This is a genomic window from Nitrospirillum karajorum, assembly GCF_036348415.1.
GTDB classification, from domain to species: Bacteria; Pseudomonadota; Alphaproteobacteria; order Azospirillales; family Azospirillaceae; genus Nitrospirillum; species Nitrospirillum amazonense_B.
On sequence record NZ_JAZBQB010000003.1, the window covers coordinates 2,491,172 to 2,506,350 of the forward strand.

The following is a 15,179-nucleotide window of genomic DNA, read 5'->3' on the forward strand; positions in this document are numbered from 1 at the left end:
CGCCGCGTTACTCAGCATTGTCGCATCTGCGTATGTCAATTTGGTGGAAGAGCGCGAACGCTGGGTGCTTTGGGTGCCCGTCTTTCTCGGGGCCGGCATCGCCCTCTATTTCGCGCTGCCGGGGGAACCGCCGCCGTGGAGCGGCCTGCTGTTCACCCTGGGCGTCCTGGGCCTGTACCTGCTGGCGGGCGACCGGCTGCCACTCCGCCTGACGTTGGGCGCCTTGCTGGCCCTGGGGGTGGGATTCACGGCGGTGCAGGCGCGCACCACCTGGCTGAAGACACCCATTCTCCAACGCCCTTTGGGGCCTGTTCCCTTGGAGGGGCGCGTCGCCAATGTCGAGCGCCTGGACAAGGGCGTACGGGTCACCCTGGCCGATCCCCATATTCCCCGCCTGGCGGCGGAAGCGACGCCCCCGGCCGTACGCATCCGCTTGCGGCCGACCGACGTGGCCCCGCCGGCGGGCACGCGCGTCCGTATCCTGGCCGCCCTGCGCCCGCCGCCCGACAGCCCCGAGCCCGGCGCCTATGATTTCCGCCGTTCCGCCTTTTACCAGGGCATTGGCGCCGTGGGTTTCGCCTTCAAGACGCCGGAGGTGGTGGCGCCGGCACCGGTGGGCGTGATCGGCTGGGTGAATGACCGGGTGGTGGCCTTGCGCGAGTTGATCGCCGCCCGCGTGGCCGAGCGGCTGACGGGCGCGCCGGCCATGATCGCCATCGCCCTGCTCAATGGTGAGCAGACGGGCATTCCGCCCGATGACCTGCAGGCCATGCGCGTATCCGGGCTGCAGCACATCCTCTCCATCTCCGGCCTGCACATCAGCCTGGTGGCGGCCATCTTCTATTTCGCCGCCCGTGCCGCGCTGGCGCTCTGGGAGGGGGTGGCGCTGCGGTACTCCATCAAGAAATGGGCGGCCGCCTTCGCCATCCTGGCGACCCTGGCCTATATGATGCTGGTGGGCGCGCAGGTGCCGACCTTGCGCTCCGTCCTTATGACGGCGCTGGCCATGGTGGCCATCCTGGCCGACCGCTCGGTATTGAGCCCTCGGGCCATCGCCGTGGCCGGCATCCTGTGCCTGCTGTATCAGCCGGAGCAGTTGCCCGGTCCCAGTTTCCAGATGAGCTTCGGCGCCGTGCTGGCGCTGATCAGCGCCTATGAGGTGCTGCGGGCGCCGCTGAGCCGGTGGCGCAAGGAGGGCGGCTGGCCGCGGCGTGTCCTGCTGTTCGTGGGGGGCCTGTGCCTGACCTCCATCATCTCCACCATCGCCACCATGCCGTTCTGCCTCTACCACTTCCAGCAGGTAGCCAATTACGGCGTGCTGGCCAACCTCATCGGCATCCCCATCACCGAGCTGTGGATCATGCCGCTGTGCCTGGTGGCCTATGTCGCCATGCCGTTCCACTTGGAGGGGTGGATCATCGACATGATCGGCTGGGGCTGCCAGGGCATCCTGTGGACGGCCCGTGTCACCGCCGCCTTGCCAGGGGCGGCCCTGCACGGCGCCGCCCTGTCCGACATGGCCTTCGGCCTCATGGTGGTAGGGGGGCTGTGGCTGATGCTGTGGCGCCGCCGCTGGCGCCTGATCGGCCTGGCGCCCGTCGCCCTGGGCTGCGTGTTGGCGCCGCTGACGCCCCGGCCGGACATGGTGGTGTCGGGCGGCGGCACCATGGTGGCGGTGCGCGATGGGGGCGGCAAGCTGTGGCTGTCGTCGTCGCGCGGCGGCGGTTTCGAGGTGGAAACCTGGGGCAAGCGCGATGGCGGGGAGGGGCGGCCGCCCGCCTGGCCCACTGTGGGCACGGATGACGGCAGCTTGCGCTGCGACAGCCTGGGTTGCCTCTACCACCCCGATCTCTATCGACCGGACCAGCGCGATCCAGCCGCGCCGGACGGTCGGCTGGTCGCCATCGCCTGGACGCGCGATGCCCTGGCGGAGGATTGCGACAACGCCGATTTGGTCATCTCCCGCGTGCCGGCCGCCGGCTGTGACGCCCCCCAGGTCATCGGCCCCGACGTGCTGGCCGCGCGCGGCGCCCACGCCCTGTATTTCGAGCGGGGCGCCATCCGCATCGAGACGGTGCATGATCCGCAAAGCAAACGGCCCTGGGACTGACGTCACCAGGGCCCGGACGCAGTCGCGGCCTAGGTCGGCAGGGAATGATCAATACCGGCGGAACAAGCCCACCAGGCGGCCCTGCACCCGCACCCGGTCGGCGCCGAACACCCGCGTTTCGTAAGAGGGGTTGGCCGGTTCCAGGGCGATGGAGTTGTTCTTGCGGCGCAGGCGCTTCAGCGTCACCTCGGCGGCGTCCACCAGGGCGACGACGATGGCGCCGTTCTCCGCCGTCTCGCAGCGCTGGATGATGACCGTGTCGCCATCATGGATGCCGGCCTCGACCATACTGTCGCCGGCCACCTCCAGGGCGTAATGCTCCCCGATGCCCAGCATGGAGACGGGTATGTCGATGCTGCTGCCGCTGTCGCGCAGCGCCTCGATGGGCAGGCCGGCGGCGATGCGGCCATACAGCGGCAGGCTCACGGAGCCGACGGCATCGCCCGGGTCCTTGCCCGGCAGCCCGGCCTGGAAGTCGGCCTTGATGACATTGGGCTTGAACCGGGGTTCCACCTCGGCAGGAGCGGCCTTCTTGGGCGCCGGCGTCGTCTCCGGCAGGCGCAGCACCTCCAGCGCGCGGGCGCGGTGCGGCAGCCGGCGGATGAAACCACGCTCCTCCAGCCCGGTGATCAGGCGGTGGATGCCGGACTTGGACTTCAAGCCCAAGGCGTCCTTCATCTCATCGAAAGAGGGGGAGACGCCGCCTTCACCCAGGTGCTGGTGAATGTACAGCAGAAGCTCCTGTTGCTTACGCGTCAGCATATCGCCCCCTTTGCTGTGTCGAACCGCTATATATGGAACAAACCCGAAACGTACTTGCCATGTTCTATTTTGGTTCACGGCCGGCGTCAAGCGTTAGCGATCAAAAACCACCAGACGATGACAGATTTAGGGCGGGTTCAGGGGACACTGGCTTAAATTCCGTCCAGCGGCACGATGTCCACAGGCTCTCCGGCCTCGGCGGCGGCGGCATGGGGCGGCCGGACGATCAGGCAATCCGCCGCCGCCAGGCGACTCAGCATGGAACTGTCCTGCTGGCCGAAGGTGGTCGCGATGGGCAAGGCGCCATCGCCGGGCCGCAGCGTGGCGCGCAGGTAATCCTGGCGGCGGTCGTTGGCGGGCAGGGGGGCACCCAGGACCGCGCGCGCCCGGGGGGCTCCGCCGGGTCCAGGCCCTGCAGGCGCCGCAGCGCCGGAACCAGGAACAGGGTGGCGCACACCAGGCTGGAGACGGGGTTGCCCGGCAGCCCCAGCAGGGGCGTGGCGCCCAGGCGCCCGAACATCAGCGGCTTGCCCGGCCGCATGGCGATCTTCCAGAAGTCCAGTTCCAGGCCCTGGGCGCCCAGTACGGTGCGGATCAGGTCGTGTTCCCCGACGGAGGCGCCGCCGGTGGTGACCAGCAGGTCGCAGCCCGCGGCCCCGCGCGCCAGGATGCCAAGGGTGTCGGCGTCGTCGGGCGCGATGCCCAGGTTGACGGGAATGCCGCCCTGGCGCCGCACCAGGGCCGCCAGGGCCAGGCCGTTGCTGCTGACGATCTGGCCCGGGCCCAGCGGCTCGCCCGGCATCACCACCTCGTCGCCCGTGGCCAGGATGGCGACGCGGGGGCGGCGGCGCACCGTCAAGAAGGGGTGGTTCATGGCGGCGGCCAGGGCCACGTCGCGCACGGTCAGGCGGCGGCCTGCCCTCAGGCCCACGGTGCCGGCGGTGAAGTCCAGGCCGGCGGCGCGCACCCAGCGGCCGGGCCTGCCCTCGCGCACGCGCACGCTGTCGCCCAGGTCGTCGCAATCCTCCTGCAGCACCACGGTGTCGGCGCCATCCGGGATGACGCTGCCGGTGAACAGGCGCACGGCTTGGCCGGGGGCGACGGCGCCGGTGTAGGGCCGGCCGGCCGGCGCCTCGCCGATGCGGGCCAGGGTGATGGGCAGGGTGGCCAGGTCCGATCCGCGCACGGCCCAGCCGTCCATGGCGGAAACGGCGGTCGGCGGCTGGGTCACGCGGGCCACGACATCGGCGGCCAGGACGCGGTCCTCCGCCTCGCCCACCCCCACCAGCTCCCCGGCCACGGGCTGGAAGTGCGACAGGATGCGCGTCAGCGCTTCATCAACGGGGATCATGGGGCGGGCCTTGGCGAAGCTGGGGGCGGGGTCAGGGGGTGTCCGCGCGGTAGGGGCCGCTCTTGCCGCCGTCCTTGGCGATCAGGCGGATATCGGCGATGACCATGCCCTTATCCACCGCCTTGCACATGTCATAAAGGGTCAAGGCCGCGACGCTGACGGCGGTCAGCGCCTCCATCTCCACGCCGGTGCGGCCCTTCAGCTTGGCCGTGGCTTCGATCTCCACCGCGTTCTGGTCGGCCAGGCAGGTCAGGTCCACCGTCACCTTGGTCAGGGCCAGCGGGTGGCAGAGGGGGATCAGGTCGGGCGTGCGCTTGGCCGCCATGATGCCGGCCAGACGCGCCACGCCCAGCACGTCGCCCTTGCCCACCTGTCCCGCCTGGATCAGGGCCAGCGTTTCCGCCTTCATGACCACGCGGCCGCGGGCGGTGGCCAAGCGCTCCGTCTCCGCCTTGTCGGAGACGTCGACCATCACCGCCTGCCCGGCGGCGTCGAAATGGGTGAAGCCGCTGGTCTCCGCCATGTCAGTCTCCGCCATGTCAGGCGACCTTCTGGTCCAAACCCAGCAGGGCGCGGGTGGCGGCCGCCACGTCGGCCTGGCGCATCAGCGATTCGCCCACCAGGAAGCGGCGGGCGCCCACGATCTCCATGCGCAGCAGGTCCTGCGGGCTGTACAGGCCGCTTTCCGCCACCAGATGGCGGCCGGGCGGCACCATGCCGGCCAGCATTTCCGTGGTGGCGAGGTCGATGGACAGGGTCTTGAGATTGCGGTTGTTGACGCCCAGCAGGCCGCCGGGCAGGGCCAGGGCCCGGCGCATCTCGTCGGCGTCATGCACCTCGACCAGCACGTCCATGCCCCAGCCAGTGGCGGCGTCGTACAGCTCCGCCGCCTGGGTGTCGTCCAGCGCCGCCATGATCAGCAGGATGCAGTCGGCGCCCAGGGCACGGGCCTCGGCGACCTGATAGGTGTCGAGCATGAAGTCCTTGCGCAGCACCGGCAGGTCACAGGCCGCGCGGGCCGCCACCAGATACTCGTCGGCCCCCTGGAAATAGGGCACGTCGGTCAGCACCGACAGGCAGGCGGCGCCGCCCTCCTGATATGCCCTGGCCAGGGCCGGCGGATCGAAATCGGCGCGGATCAGGCCCTTGCTCGGGCTGGCTTTCTTGATCTCGGCGATCAGGGCGTAAAGCCCCGCATCCACCTTGGCCTGCAGGGCGCGGGCGAAACCGCGGGTGGGGCCGGCGTCGCGCGCCGCCCGTTCCACCTCCGCCTGGGGGCGGGCGGCCTTGGCCGTGGCGATATGGTCGCGTTTGTCGGCGCAAATCCGGGCCAGGACATCGCTCATCAGCGGGTTCCTTCGTTCTTCGCCGCCGCCGCCGGGACGGCTTCTTCCGTCACCGGGGGCGGCAGGGAGCAGTGGTGGACCAGGGCCGCCAGCTTGGCGGCGGCGCGGCCGTCGTCCAGGGCTTGGGCCGCTTGGGCCACGCCGTCACGCAAAGTGGTGGCCTTGTCCGCGACGATCAAGGCGGCGGCGGCATTGATCAGAACAATGTCACGGTAGGCGCCCCGCTCCCCCGCCAGCAAAGCGCGCAGCGCGCGGGCGTTCTCCACCGCGTCACCGCCCTTGATGTCCTGCGGCCGGGCGCGCGGCAGGCCGGCATCCTCCGGTGTTACCTGGAAGCGGCGGATGGCGCCGTGGCGCAATTCCGCCACATGGGTGGCGCCGGTGGTGGTGATCTCGTCCAGCCCATCCTCGCCGCTGACCACCCAGGCGACCTCGGTGCCCAGGCGGTTCAGCACCTGCGCCAGCGGTTCCACCCAGCGCTCGGCGAACACGCCCATCAACTGGCGCCGCGCCCCCGCCGGGTTGGACAGGGGGCCGGTCAGGTTGAAGATGGTGCGGGTGCCCAGTTCCACCCGCGTCGGGCCGACATTGCGCATGGCGCCGTGGTGGCGGGTGGCCATCAGGAAGGTGATGCCGTCCTGCCATAGGGCCGCGCGTACGGCCTCCAGCTCCGCCTCCACGTTCACGCCCAGTTGGCCCAGCACATCGGCGGCGCCGGACTTGGAGGACAGGGCGCGGTTGCCGTGCTTGGCCACCGGCACGCCGCAGGCGGCCAGGACGAAGGCCACGGCGGTGGAGATGTTGTAGGTGCCGCTGGCGTCGCCGCCGGTGCCGCAGGTGTCGATGGTGCCGGGGGGGCAGTCGATACGCGCCGCGCGGCCGCGCAGGGCACGCACCGCGCCCGTGATCTCGTCCACCGTTTCGCCGCGCACGCGCAGCGCCATGAGGAAGCCCCCCATCTGCGATGGGGTTGCGTTGCCGGACATGATGATGTCGAAGGCGGCCAGGGCCTGATCCTCCGACAGGCGCTTGCCCTCGGCCACCCGGCCGAGCAGCGCCTTCATGTCGCCGATGTCACCGCTCATGCCGCCAGGCCGGTCTTCTTCACGGCCTTGCGCGCCACGCCGGCGAAATCCAGGAAGTTCGCCAGGATCTGGTGGCCATGGTCGGAGGCGATGCTCTCGGGATGGAACTGCACCCCGTGGATGGGCAGGGTGCGGTGGCGCAGGGCCATGATCATCCCCTCCTCGGCGCCCGTCAGCCAGGCTACCGACTCCAACTCCGCCGGCAGGGTCTCGCGCTCCACGATCAGGGAGTGGTAGCGCGTGGCGGCGAAGGGCGAGGGCAGGCCCTTCATGACGCCGCCGCCCTCATGGGTGACCTGGCTGACCTTGCCGTGCATGGGCACCGGGGCGCGGATGACGCGGCCGCCGAAGGCCTGGCCGATGGCCTGGTGGCCCAGGCAGACACCGAACAGGGGGATGCGCTTGTCCGCGGCTGCAGCGATCAGGGGCAGGCAGATGCCGGCCTTGTCGGGATCGCAGGGGCCGGGGGAGAGGACGATGGCCTCCGGCTTCAGGGCCAGCGCGTCGTCCACACTCAGCGCGTTGTTGCGCCAGACGGCCACGTCGGCGCCCAGCTCGCCGATGTAATGCACGAGGTTGTATGTGAAGCTATCGTAATTATCGATGAGCAGCAGCATGATCTGGGACCCGTTCGGGGAATTGGACATGGCCAAAGGCGGCTTACAGTAGTCCGGCCGATGTTGGCAGGGCAACCGGATTGGGCGCGGATCCGATAAGCGGCATAAGCCGCCTAGGAGATTGCCAGTGCGCCGGCGCTGTAGCACTAGTGGGGGGCCGGCCGGCGCAACGTGGCCGGTGCTTCTTCAAGGGACAGGCATGACCGTTTCCACCGCGTCCGTTCCCGCCACGTCCGTTCCCACCATGGGGGCTCGCTGATGCCCCGCCGCGTCACTCCCCCGCCGCCGCTGGGGCGGCCCAGACAGGGCGGGGCGGGTCAGAAAGGCCCCAAGCGCGCGCCCGCGCGCCGGCGCGAGGGCGCCCGGATCAGCCTGACTCGGGCGCAGTTGGCCGGTATCGTCGGCCTTACGGCCATCGTCGCCTTGCTGGGCGCCTATGCGCTGGGCAACCGCCATCCGCACAAGCCCACGGTGGCGACCGCGCCCGCCCCATCGGCACCGGCCAAGACCGGCCCCCGCCCGCCCGGCACACCGCCGGCCCCGCCGGTGACGCCGCCGGAACAGCATGCCGAAGCGCTGACGCCCCCGCCTCCAGCCGCGTTGCCTAAGACCGAAGCGCCGAAGGCTGAGCCGGGCAAGCCGGAAACAGGGAAGGCCGGCGCCGCCTGGCGGCGCAATGCCGTGCCGGCGCCGCAGATGGCGGCCCCCGCGCCCGGCGCCGCGCGTGCCCGCATCGTGCTGGTGATCGACGACCTGGGCCTGGACCGGCCCCGCTCCACCCGCGCCGTGGCCCTGCCGGGTCCGGTCACCACCGCCTGGCTGCCCTATGCCCACGATCTGGCCGAGCAGACGCGGGCGGCAAGGGCGGCAGGGCATGAATTGATCGTCCATGTGCCCATGGAGCCGATGGGCAAGGCCGACCCGGGCCCCGGCGCCCTGACCGTGAACCTCAGCGATGAGGAAATACAGCGGCGGCTGGAGACGGATTTCGCTTCCTTCGATGGCTATGTCGGCATCAACAACCACATGGGCAGCCGCTTCACCGCCAACGAGGGCAAGCTGGCCGTCGTGCTGGCCGAACTGTCGCGGCGCGGCCTGATGTTCCTGGACAGCCGGACCACGCCGGACACCAAGGGGCCGGAACTGGCCGCGCGTTACCACCTGCCCCTGGTCAGCCGCGACGTGTTCCTGGATGACGACCAGTCACCCAAGGCGGTGCAGGCCATGCTGGCCAAGGTGGAGGAGGTGGCCCGCCGCCATGGCACCGCCGTCGCCATCGGCCATCCGCACGACGTGACCTTGACCGCCCTGGAGCATTGGCTGCCCACCCTGGCCGCCAAGGGTTTCACCCTGGTGCCCCTGACGGCGGCGGTCCCGTCCACTCCTGGGGGAAGCTGAGGCAGGGTGTCCGACATGTCCGACGTGTCCCGAACGGCGGTTGGATACGCTGCAGGCGCGTAATTACATTGAAATAAGAGATAATAATTTTGGCACGACATATGCTTACCCCCTTTTTGGGGTTGGTTTTTGCCTGCTGGGCCAAGTCAAGAACCCCTGCCGTACCCACGGCGTATTTTATTTCTCTACCTATAAAAATGGAGGACTCTTTATGTCGAACTGCTGGAAAGATATCTGTGAAAAAATTATATCGAATAATTCTTCATCTTTTTATTCTATACCCGTAAATATTCTACGAAATGGATCTTCGTATAAGGTCGGAATAAGTGCGAATGTGACCGTCAGCGTTTATAAGAATCCGCAAAATCAAAATGATGGAACGACGACCGTCACACTTAGCGGTCTTTATGAATTCGATACTGGCGGGCCTGGTGCCTACATTGCTTTTAACCCCAATGGGGGATCGACTCTCGGGGCGTCTAGCAGCATCGCCAATCCGATCGCCCAAGTTACCCAGGGGTATTACAGCGGCATTCAGTATCAGGCCACCGTCGCGCCCACGGTTGTCACGCTCCAGGGATTGGGACCGGCCGGCAACCTCGTGGTGCCTGCGAACGTCGCCCTCGTGACTTCCATTACCAACACAAAGTCGGATGAGGGCGTGGGGTACAACGGCTTCCCCATTTATGAGGGGTTCTATGGTGACTTCGGCGCCGCGTTGGGAGTGGTGCCGCTGACGGCCATAAGCCCTTTGTTGGCCCCGGCAGTACCGGCCAATCCGCCCTACATGATCAGCGTATTGGCACAGGTCATTGCCAATGGAGCCCAGCAGGCTTTCATGGTTCTGCTGCCGCCGGCGTCCGAGGTTGGCAGTGACCCCACAGGGTACATCTTGATCGGCGACACCGCCTCGCTTCTGTCGATCTTGAGCGACTATGGGCAGTTCTCCATGGGCGGGCAGAAATCCGTGAACGTTGGCGCATCCACGGACGTGAACAGCTATGCGGAATGCCTGATTCAAGATGCGGTTCTGACCGCTGACGTTCCCCAAAGCAATCCGCAGCAGAAGAGATTCACCCCCATCGGCGTGTGTTTCGACACGGGGGCGACGACCACCGTGCATCCCGGGTCCAACCTTGAGGTCACCTCCGATGCGGTCTCGAATATCGCGCTGGGGGCGTCGACCGTTGGCGGCCAGTCCTGGAACCTCATCCATGATCGAGGCGCCACCACGCCGGTTGCGCCCAAGCCTTCCAAGAATGATCTCCAGGGCTACGTCAATACCGGCGTGGAGTTCTTCATGAAAAACGCGGTGCTGTATGATCTGGCGGGGGGCAATCTTTACGTTATGCCTTATTCGTCCACGAACGGCTGAACGGACCGTTGGCGGCGCCCTGGCTGCCCGGGCGGGCTGACCCCCGCGCCACCGCCTGGGCGTTGAGCGGGGGCAACGACCGGGTTGGCTTTTCCCGCCGAATGGGTTCCATTGATCGCGGCACCGCCCCCGTCAAGGGTCTCGGTGCCGCGATCAAACCGTTTGGAGAGAGATGTGAACGCCTCATATCGGATCGACGGCATGACCTGCCAGGGCTGCGCCCGTTCGGTGACCAAGGCCATCCAGGCCGTCAGCCCCATGACCGAGGTGGCCGTGGACCTTGAGGCCGGCGTGGTGGCCGTCACCGGCCCCGCCGATGGCGATCAGGTGAAACGCGCTGTGGAGGACGCGGGCTTCGACTTCGTCGGGCCAGTCTGATCCGAGCGTCTTGTTCGTCATAAAAATGAAATAATCAAGTGTATGCTCGCCTTTATGGGCCTGAAACCGACCAATCACACCACCTGGACTTAAAATCCGCCTACGCCCACAACGCCACATAGAGTATATCCCGAAGAAACGGGTATTGGCTTTGGTGGTGGGCGGAATCGATGGGGCATCTCGTCATAGGTCTTGGCGGAACGGGCGGCAAAGTCATCCGGGCGCTGCGTAAGCAAATCTATGCGGAGATGCGGGCGGAAAATCCCGGGGACGTGAAGATCGCCTATCTTTACGTCGATTCCAGCGGCGAGATGATGGCGCAGGACGATCCCAGCTGGAAGGTGCTGGGCTATTCCGTCCAGCTTCCCTTAGGCAGCCAGCTGCGCATCACGGGGGAGGATCTGTCGGCCCGCCTGGCCAATATCGACACCTACGCCGGCATCAAACCCTGGATCGGGGATCGCGCCACCTGGGGCGACGTGCTGGGCAGCGTTGTCGGGGCCGCCCTGGGCGGCCAGAAACGGCGCCTGGGCCGCTTCCTGTTCGCCTGCAAGATCGACCAGTTCCGCAAGCAGGTGCAGTCCGCGGTGAAGGAGTTGCAGTCCACCGGTGTGGGGGAGGTCACTTTCCACGTCGTGGCCGGCCTGGCGGGCGGCACGGGCAGCGGCGCCATCATCGATGCGTTGGCCCAACTGCGGGATCTCTATGACGATTCCCTGCGCTATCGCATCATTCCCTATCTCTTGCTGCCGGAGCGTCATCCCAACCCCAACTGGGACACTGGCAACTATCATTCCAACGGCTACGCGGCCCTGCTGGAACTGAACGCCCTGTCCACAACCGCCTACAAGCCGTGGGATGTGACCGGCGTGCGCGGGCGGCTGACCCTGAGGGACGCGTTCAACGGAGCCTATCTGTTCGGCAACGAGAATGAGAATGGCTACCAGGCGGATGTGGACCGGGAGCTGCCGGGCATTCTGGCCGATTTCCTGTACCAGAAGATCGTCGTCGCCTCGCAGGTCGGCTGGCGGTCGCTGGAGCGCATGGAGAACGCCGAGAATGGCGATGGCGCGCCGGAAACGGCGCCGGGCCAGAAGGTGGGGGAGCGTTCGAAGCGGTTCCTCAGCTTCGGTATAAAGCGGGTCGCCATCCCGGAAGAGGAGATCAAGGAATACCTGACGCTGGGCTTCGCGCGGCAGGCCATCCAGCAATTGCGCTTCAACAACTGGCAGGAGGCGGTGGGCTTCGTTGATGAGGCGCGCAACGCCGATTATGGCGCCTTCGTCCGCCAGGCCGACGTGCTGGCCCGCTGGTTGCTGACCGAGGAGCATGTGACGCTGTCCGTGGCGCTGTTGCCGCAAGACGACGCCGGACGCAAGTGGAAGCCCATCACCCAGGAGTGGGAGGCGGTGCTTCCCACCTTCAAGTCGCTGGTGCGGGAGCGGGAACGCAGCACCTGGCTGGATGAACTGGCCAAGCTCTGTCAGAAGCGCTTCGATGAGGATTACCGCAATCTGGGCGTCCCCACCTTCTACCGCACCAAGTTGAAGGCCAAGAAGGACATGGCCCGCGAAATCCGCGTGCAGGTCGAACGCGAATTGTTCGGGGATTGGCGGACGGGTGTGCGTTCCGCCGCCGAGGTGGGCAGGGTGGTCGAGGCCCTGATCGACCTTCTGCGTGAACGGCAGGCCGGCGTCGATGAGGCGCTGGGCAAGCTGGGCAGCGCCATCGCCGATTGCGAGGCGCGGCTGGCGGAGAACCTGCGCGCCTGGGCACAGATGGGCTTCCTGTCCAAATCGGTGTTCGGCAAGCCGGACAGCCTGCTGGACAGCCACGCCATCTATCTTCAGGAACTGTATGTCCGCCGCACGCGGGCGGAAGCCTGGGGCTTCGCCCGGCAACTGATCGCGGAGGTCGTCACCGAGATCACGGAGCTGAAGGGCATCATCGACGGCATCGCCTCCACCATGCGCGACGCGCTGAAGAAGGTTGAGGCGGGGATAGACCAGCGACTGGGCGGGGCGGCGGCCGACGATTTGCGCGGCCATCTCATCCGCTTCTACGATCCAGCCCTGGTTAAGTCGGTGGGCCGCGCCCTGATGACCGATTCCGCCGAGCAGCGCACCCAGACCAATGCCGTGCGGGCGGCCTTGATCGCGCGTCTGGGGGATAACCAGACCTTCACCGCCTTCAAGGAACGGGTCGATTTCTCCGCGCTGACCGACACCATCGAGACGGTGTGCGCCCGCAACGCCCAGGTAGCCCATGCCAACCTGGTGACCAACGCGCGCGACCGCATCCTGGGCGTTTCCATCATTGAGAGGCTGAAGGAGCGTTTCGGCACCGACCCGCAGGAACTCAAGGCTTTCGTCTCCAAGCTGGTGACCCAGGCGGGCTGCTTCCTGACCATGAACCCGCTGGAGGTCAACAAGTCCGCACCCGGCATCCCCGTGGGCGTGCAGACCCTGACCGCCAAGTACATCGTCATCCTGCCCAAGGCGCCGGACCATGCCCTGTTCGTGGAGGCGCTGAAGCAGGCGTTCCGCATGGCCCAGCCCGGTGATTTGGAGTTCATCGAGTCCGAGGGGCGCGAGAACGAGATCACCATGATCGCCATCAAGAACCTGTTCCCCGTGCGCTACGTGCACGTCCTGCCCGTGCTGCAGGAGAAGTACGAGTACCGCATCGCCGGCAATCCCGTGCGCGCCAGGCTGGAACTGCACACGGAGGGTGACGGGAAAGATTTCCCCCCGCTGTTCGTGAAGTCAGGGGACGAGGTGCGCAAGGAGGCCGTGCCCTATCTGCTGCTGGCGGACGCGACGGGCCTGATCCATGACGGACGGACGGCCACGGGGGCCGCGCAGCTGCTGCTGGTCACCAAGGACGCCGATGGCTTCGACAACGACCCCATCGTGCTGGGCGCCAGCCTGCTGGAAGCGCCGGACCGTGTCGACCTGGTGGCGCTGGCGTCGTTGCGTGACGGTGTCACCGCCGCGTTGGCGGGGGCCGCGTGCAGCGGGTCCGACGCGCGCGCCGCGCTGCAGCGGCGCATCCTCGGCCGCATCGATGAGATGAAGGCGGCGACCGGCGGGGATCCGCAAAATCCGCAATACCGGGCATTCGTGGAAGGCGGCAAGGCGGCCGTCCGTCTACTGAAGGGGGAAGCGATCTGATGACGGGCCAGATGGGGCATTGCACGAATTTCGGGAACTGTTCCCTTGCCGACAGCCGAAAGCTTCTGGCCCGCCAGCCGGGCCAGGATTTCGTGTGTCCCGAATGCGGCAAAGGGCTGTTGGTGGCCCAGGCGCGGTCGGGAACCTCGGGGAAGGGCGTTCTGGCGGCGATCGCCGGGCTTGTCGTCGTCGCCATCGTCGGTGGCGGCGTCCTGCTGTGGGGCAAGGGATGGTCGAACAACGCGTCGCCCACCGCCCAGCAGCCCGCGGCGGCGTTGGCCGCCGCGGCCAAACGAGACCCCCAGCCGGCACCGCCGGCGGCAACGGTGATTCTGCGCCTTGCCGGTTCCAACACCGTTGGCGCTGGCCTGGCCCCGGCCTTGGCCGAGGCCTATCTGAGTGGCCAGGGGTATCAGAACATCCGCCGCGTACCCGGTTCCACGCCGACCGACATGACGGTGGTGGGGGAGCGCGCCGGCCAGACCGACGCCATCAGCATCGTGGCGCGCGGCACCAAGACGGGCTTCAGCGGCCTGCTGTCGAACGACGCGGACATCGCCATGGCGTCACGCCGTGTCACGGCGGAGGAGGCCAGCGGCCTCGCGTCCCAGGGGGACATGATGGGGCCCGCCAACGAGCATGTGTTGGCCCTGGACGGCGTCGCGGTGGTGGTCAACCGCTCCAATCCGGTGTCCACCCTGTCCAAGGACAAGGTGGCCGCCATTTTCAACGGCCTGATCAAGGATTGGTCGCAGGTTGGCGGAACGCCGGGACCCATCCATGTCCACGCGCGCGATGATAATTCCGGCACCTTCGACACCTTCCAGAGCCTGGTCCTGGGCAAGTCCCAATTGGTGGCGGGCGCCAAGCGGTTCGAGGACAGCGGTGAACTTGCCGGCGCCGTGGCGACGGACCCCGCGGCCATCGGCTTTGTCGGCCTGGCCTATGTCGGTCCCACCAAGGCCGTCGCCATCGCGGAACCTGACGCCACCCCGCTGGTGCCCAACCGTTTCACGGTCGGTACGGAGGATTACCCGCTCGCCCGCCGTCTATACCTCTACACGGCGGCCGCGCCGGCCAATCCGAACGTCTTCAAGTATGTCGAGTTCGCCTTGTCCGCCGCAGGCCAGTCGGTGGTGGAGAAAAGCGGCTTCGTGCCGCTGACCATCCGGTCCGAGGCGGTGGCCGCTTCCTCCGCCTCGCGGCAATTCGCGGACCTGACCAAGGGGGCGCAGCGGTTGTCCACCAACTTCCGCTTCGTCACCGGATCGTCCGCTCTGGACAACCGCGCCATGCGCGATCTGGCGCGGGTGGTTGACTTCGTTTCCATCGCCGGCGTGCGGCCCGACAAGCTGTTGCTGATTGGCTTCGCTGACAGCCGGGGACGGCCCGAAATGAACGACACCCTGTCCAAGCAGCGCGCCCGTGCCGTGGCGGATGCGCTTGGCCAGCAGGGCGTTCGGGTGGGCCTGACCACATGGCTGGGGGCTGACATGCCCGTGGCGGACAACAGCACGGAAGAGGGGCGGGAAAAGAACCGCCGGGTGGAAATCTACGTCCGCCCTTGAGGTGGCCTGCGGTAGG

The 15,179-nt window shown here is 67.5% G+C and carries 13 protein-coding genes; 6 read left to right on the plus strand and 7 right to left on the minus strand.

Annotated elements, in window-relative coordinates; translation table 11 throughout:
• Positions 1–73 precede the first annotated feature (73 nt).
• Positions 74–2,110 carry a ComEC/Rec2 family competence protein gene (locus UCD39_RS25300; protein ID WP_330498379.1) on the plus strand — a complete coding sequence of 679 codons (2,037 nt, stop codon included), beginning with the start codon at positions 74–76 and terminating at the stop codon, positions 2,108–2,110.
• A gap of 48 nt (positions 2,111–2,158) precedes the next feature.
• Here UCD39_RS25300 and lexA read toward each other — a convergent pair whose 3' ends face one another.
• The 7 genes from lexA to UCD39_RS25335 all read right to left on the minus strand — a co-directional run bounded on the left by lexA (position 2,159) and on the right by UCD39_RS25335 (position 7,271).
• Positions 2,159–2,872: a transcriptional repressor LexA gene (gene lexA, locus UCD39_RS25305; RefSeq protein WP_145730137.1), complete on the minus strand. Its 714-nt coding sequence runs from the start codon at positions 2,870–2,872 to the stop codon at positions 2,159–2,161.
• Positions 2,873–3,024: 152 nt separating this feature from the next.
• Positions 3,025–3,204 (minus strand): hypothetical protein, encoded by a 180-nt coding sequence (locus UCD39_RS25310; RefSeq protein ID WP_330498517.1) that lies wholly within the window; start codon positions 3,202–3,204, stop codon positions 3,025–3,027.
• Positions 3,126–4,223, minus strand: coding sequence for a molybdopterin molybdotransferase MoeA (locus UCD39_RS25315; RefSeq protein WP_330498380.1), 1,098 nt, complete (start codon positions 4,221–4,223; stop codon positions 3,126–3,128). The genes UCD39_RS25310 and UCD39_RS25315 overlap by 79 nt, the downstream gene beginning before the upstream one ends.
• A gap of 31 nt (positions 4,224–4,254) precedes the next feature.
• Positions 4,255–4,761, minus strand: a complete 507-nt coding sequence (gene moaC, locus UCD39_RS25320; protein ID WP_330498381.1) for a cyclic pyranopterin monophosphate synthase MoaC — start codon at positions 4,759–4,761, stop codon at positions 4,255–4,257.
• Between the two features lies 1 nt (position 4,762).
• Positions 4,763–5,569, minus strand: a complete 807-nt coding sequence (gene trpC, locus UCD39_RS25325; protein WP_330498382.1) for an indole-3-glycerol phosphate synthase TrpC — start codon at positions 5,567–5,569, stop codon at positions 4,763–4,765.
• A complete protein-coding gene (trpD, locus tag UCD39_RS25330; protein WP_330498383.1) occupies positions 5,569–6,654 on the minus strand; it encodes an anthranilate phosphoribosyltransferase in 1,086 nt (361 codons plus the stop codon). The genes trpC and trpD overlap by 1 nt, the downstream gene beginning before the upstream one ends.
• On the minus strand, positions 6,651–7,271 hold the full coding sequence (locus UCD39_RS25335) for an anthranilate synthase component II (RefSeq protein WP_330498384.1): 621 nt from the start codon (positions 7,269–7,271) through the stop codon (positions 6,651–6,653). Before UCD39_RS25335 ends, trpD begins: the two co-directional genes overlap by 4 nt.
• 258 nt (positions 7,272–7,529) lie before the next feature.
• Between UCD39_RS25335 and UCD39_RS25340 the strand changes: the two genes are divergently transcribed.
• From UCD39_RS25340 to UCD39_RS25360, 5 genes are all read left to right on the plus strand, one after another.
• Positions 7,530–8,669, plus strand: a complete 1,140-nt coding sequence (locus tag UCD39_RS25340) for a divergent polysaccharide deacetylase family protein (protein WP_330498385.1) — start codon at positions 7,530–7,532, stop codon at positions 8,667–8,669.
• 40 nt (positions 8,670–8,709) lie between these two features.
• Positions 8,710–10,044, plus strand: coding sequence for a hypothetical protein (locus UCD39_RS25345; protein WP_330498386.1), 1,335 nt, complete (start codon positions 8,710–8,712; stop codon positions 10,042–10,044).
• A 174-nt stretch (positions 10,045–10,218) separates the two neighbouring features.
• Entirely contained in the window at positions 10,219–10,422 is a 204-nt protein-coding gene (locus UCD39_RS25350; RefSeq protein ID WP_330498387.1) for a heavy-metal-associated domain-containing protein, read from the plus strand.
• A 170-nt stretch (positions 10,423–10,592) separates the two neighbouring features.
• On the plus strand, positions 10,593–13,595 hold the full coding sequence (locus UCD39_RS25355) for a tubulin-like doman-containing protein (RefSeq protein WP_330498388.1): 3,003 nt from the start codon (positions 10,593–10,595) through the stop codon (positions 13,593–13,595).
• Positions 13,595–15,163 carry a phosphate ABC transporter substrate-binding/OmpA family protein gene (locus tag UCD39_RS25360; RefSeq protein WP_330498389.1) on the plus strand — a complete coding sequence of 523 codons (1,569 nt, stop codon included), beginning with the start codon at positions 13,595–13,597 and terminating at the stop codon, positions 15,161–15,163. Before UCD39_RS25355 ends, UCD39_RS25360 begins: the two co-directional genes overlap by 1 nt.
• Positions 15,164–15,179: the final 16 nt, after the last annotated feature.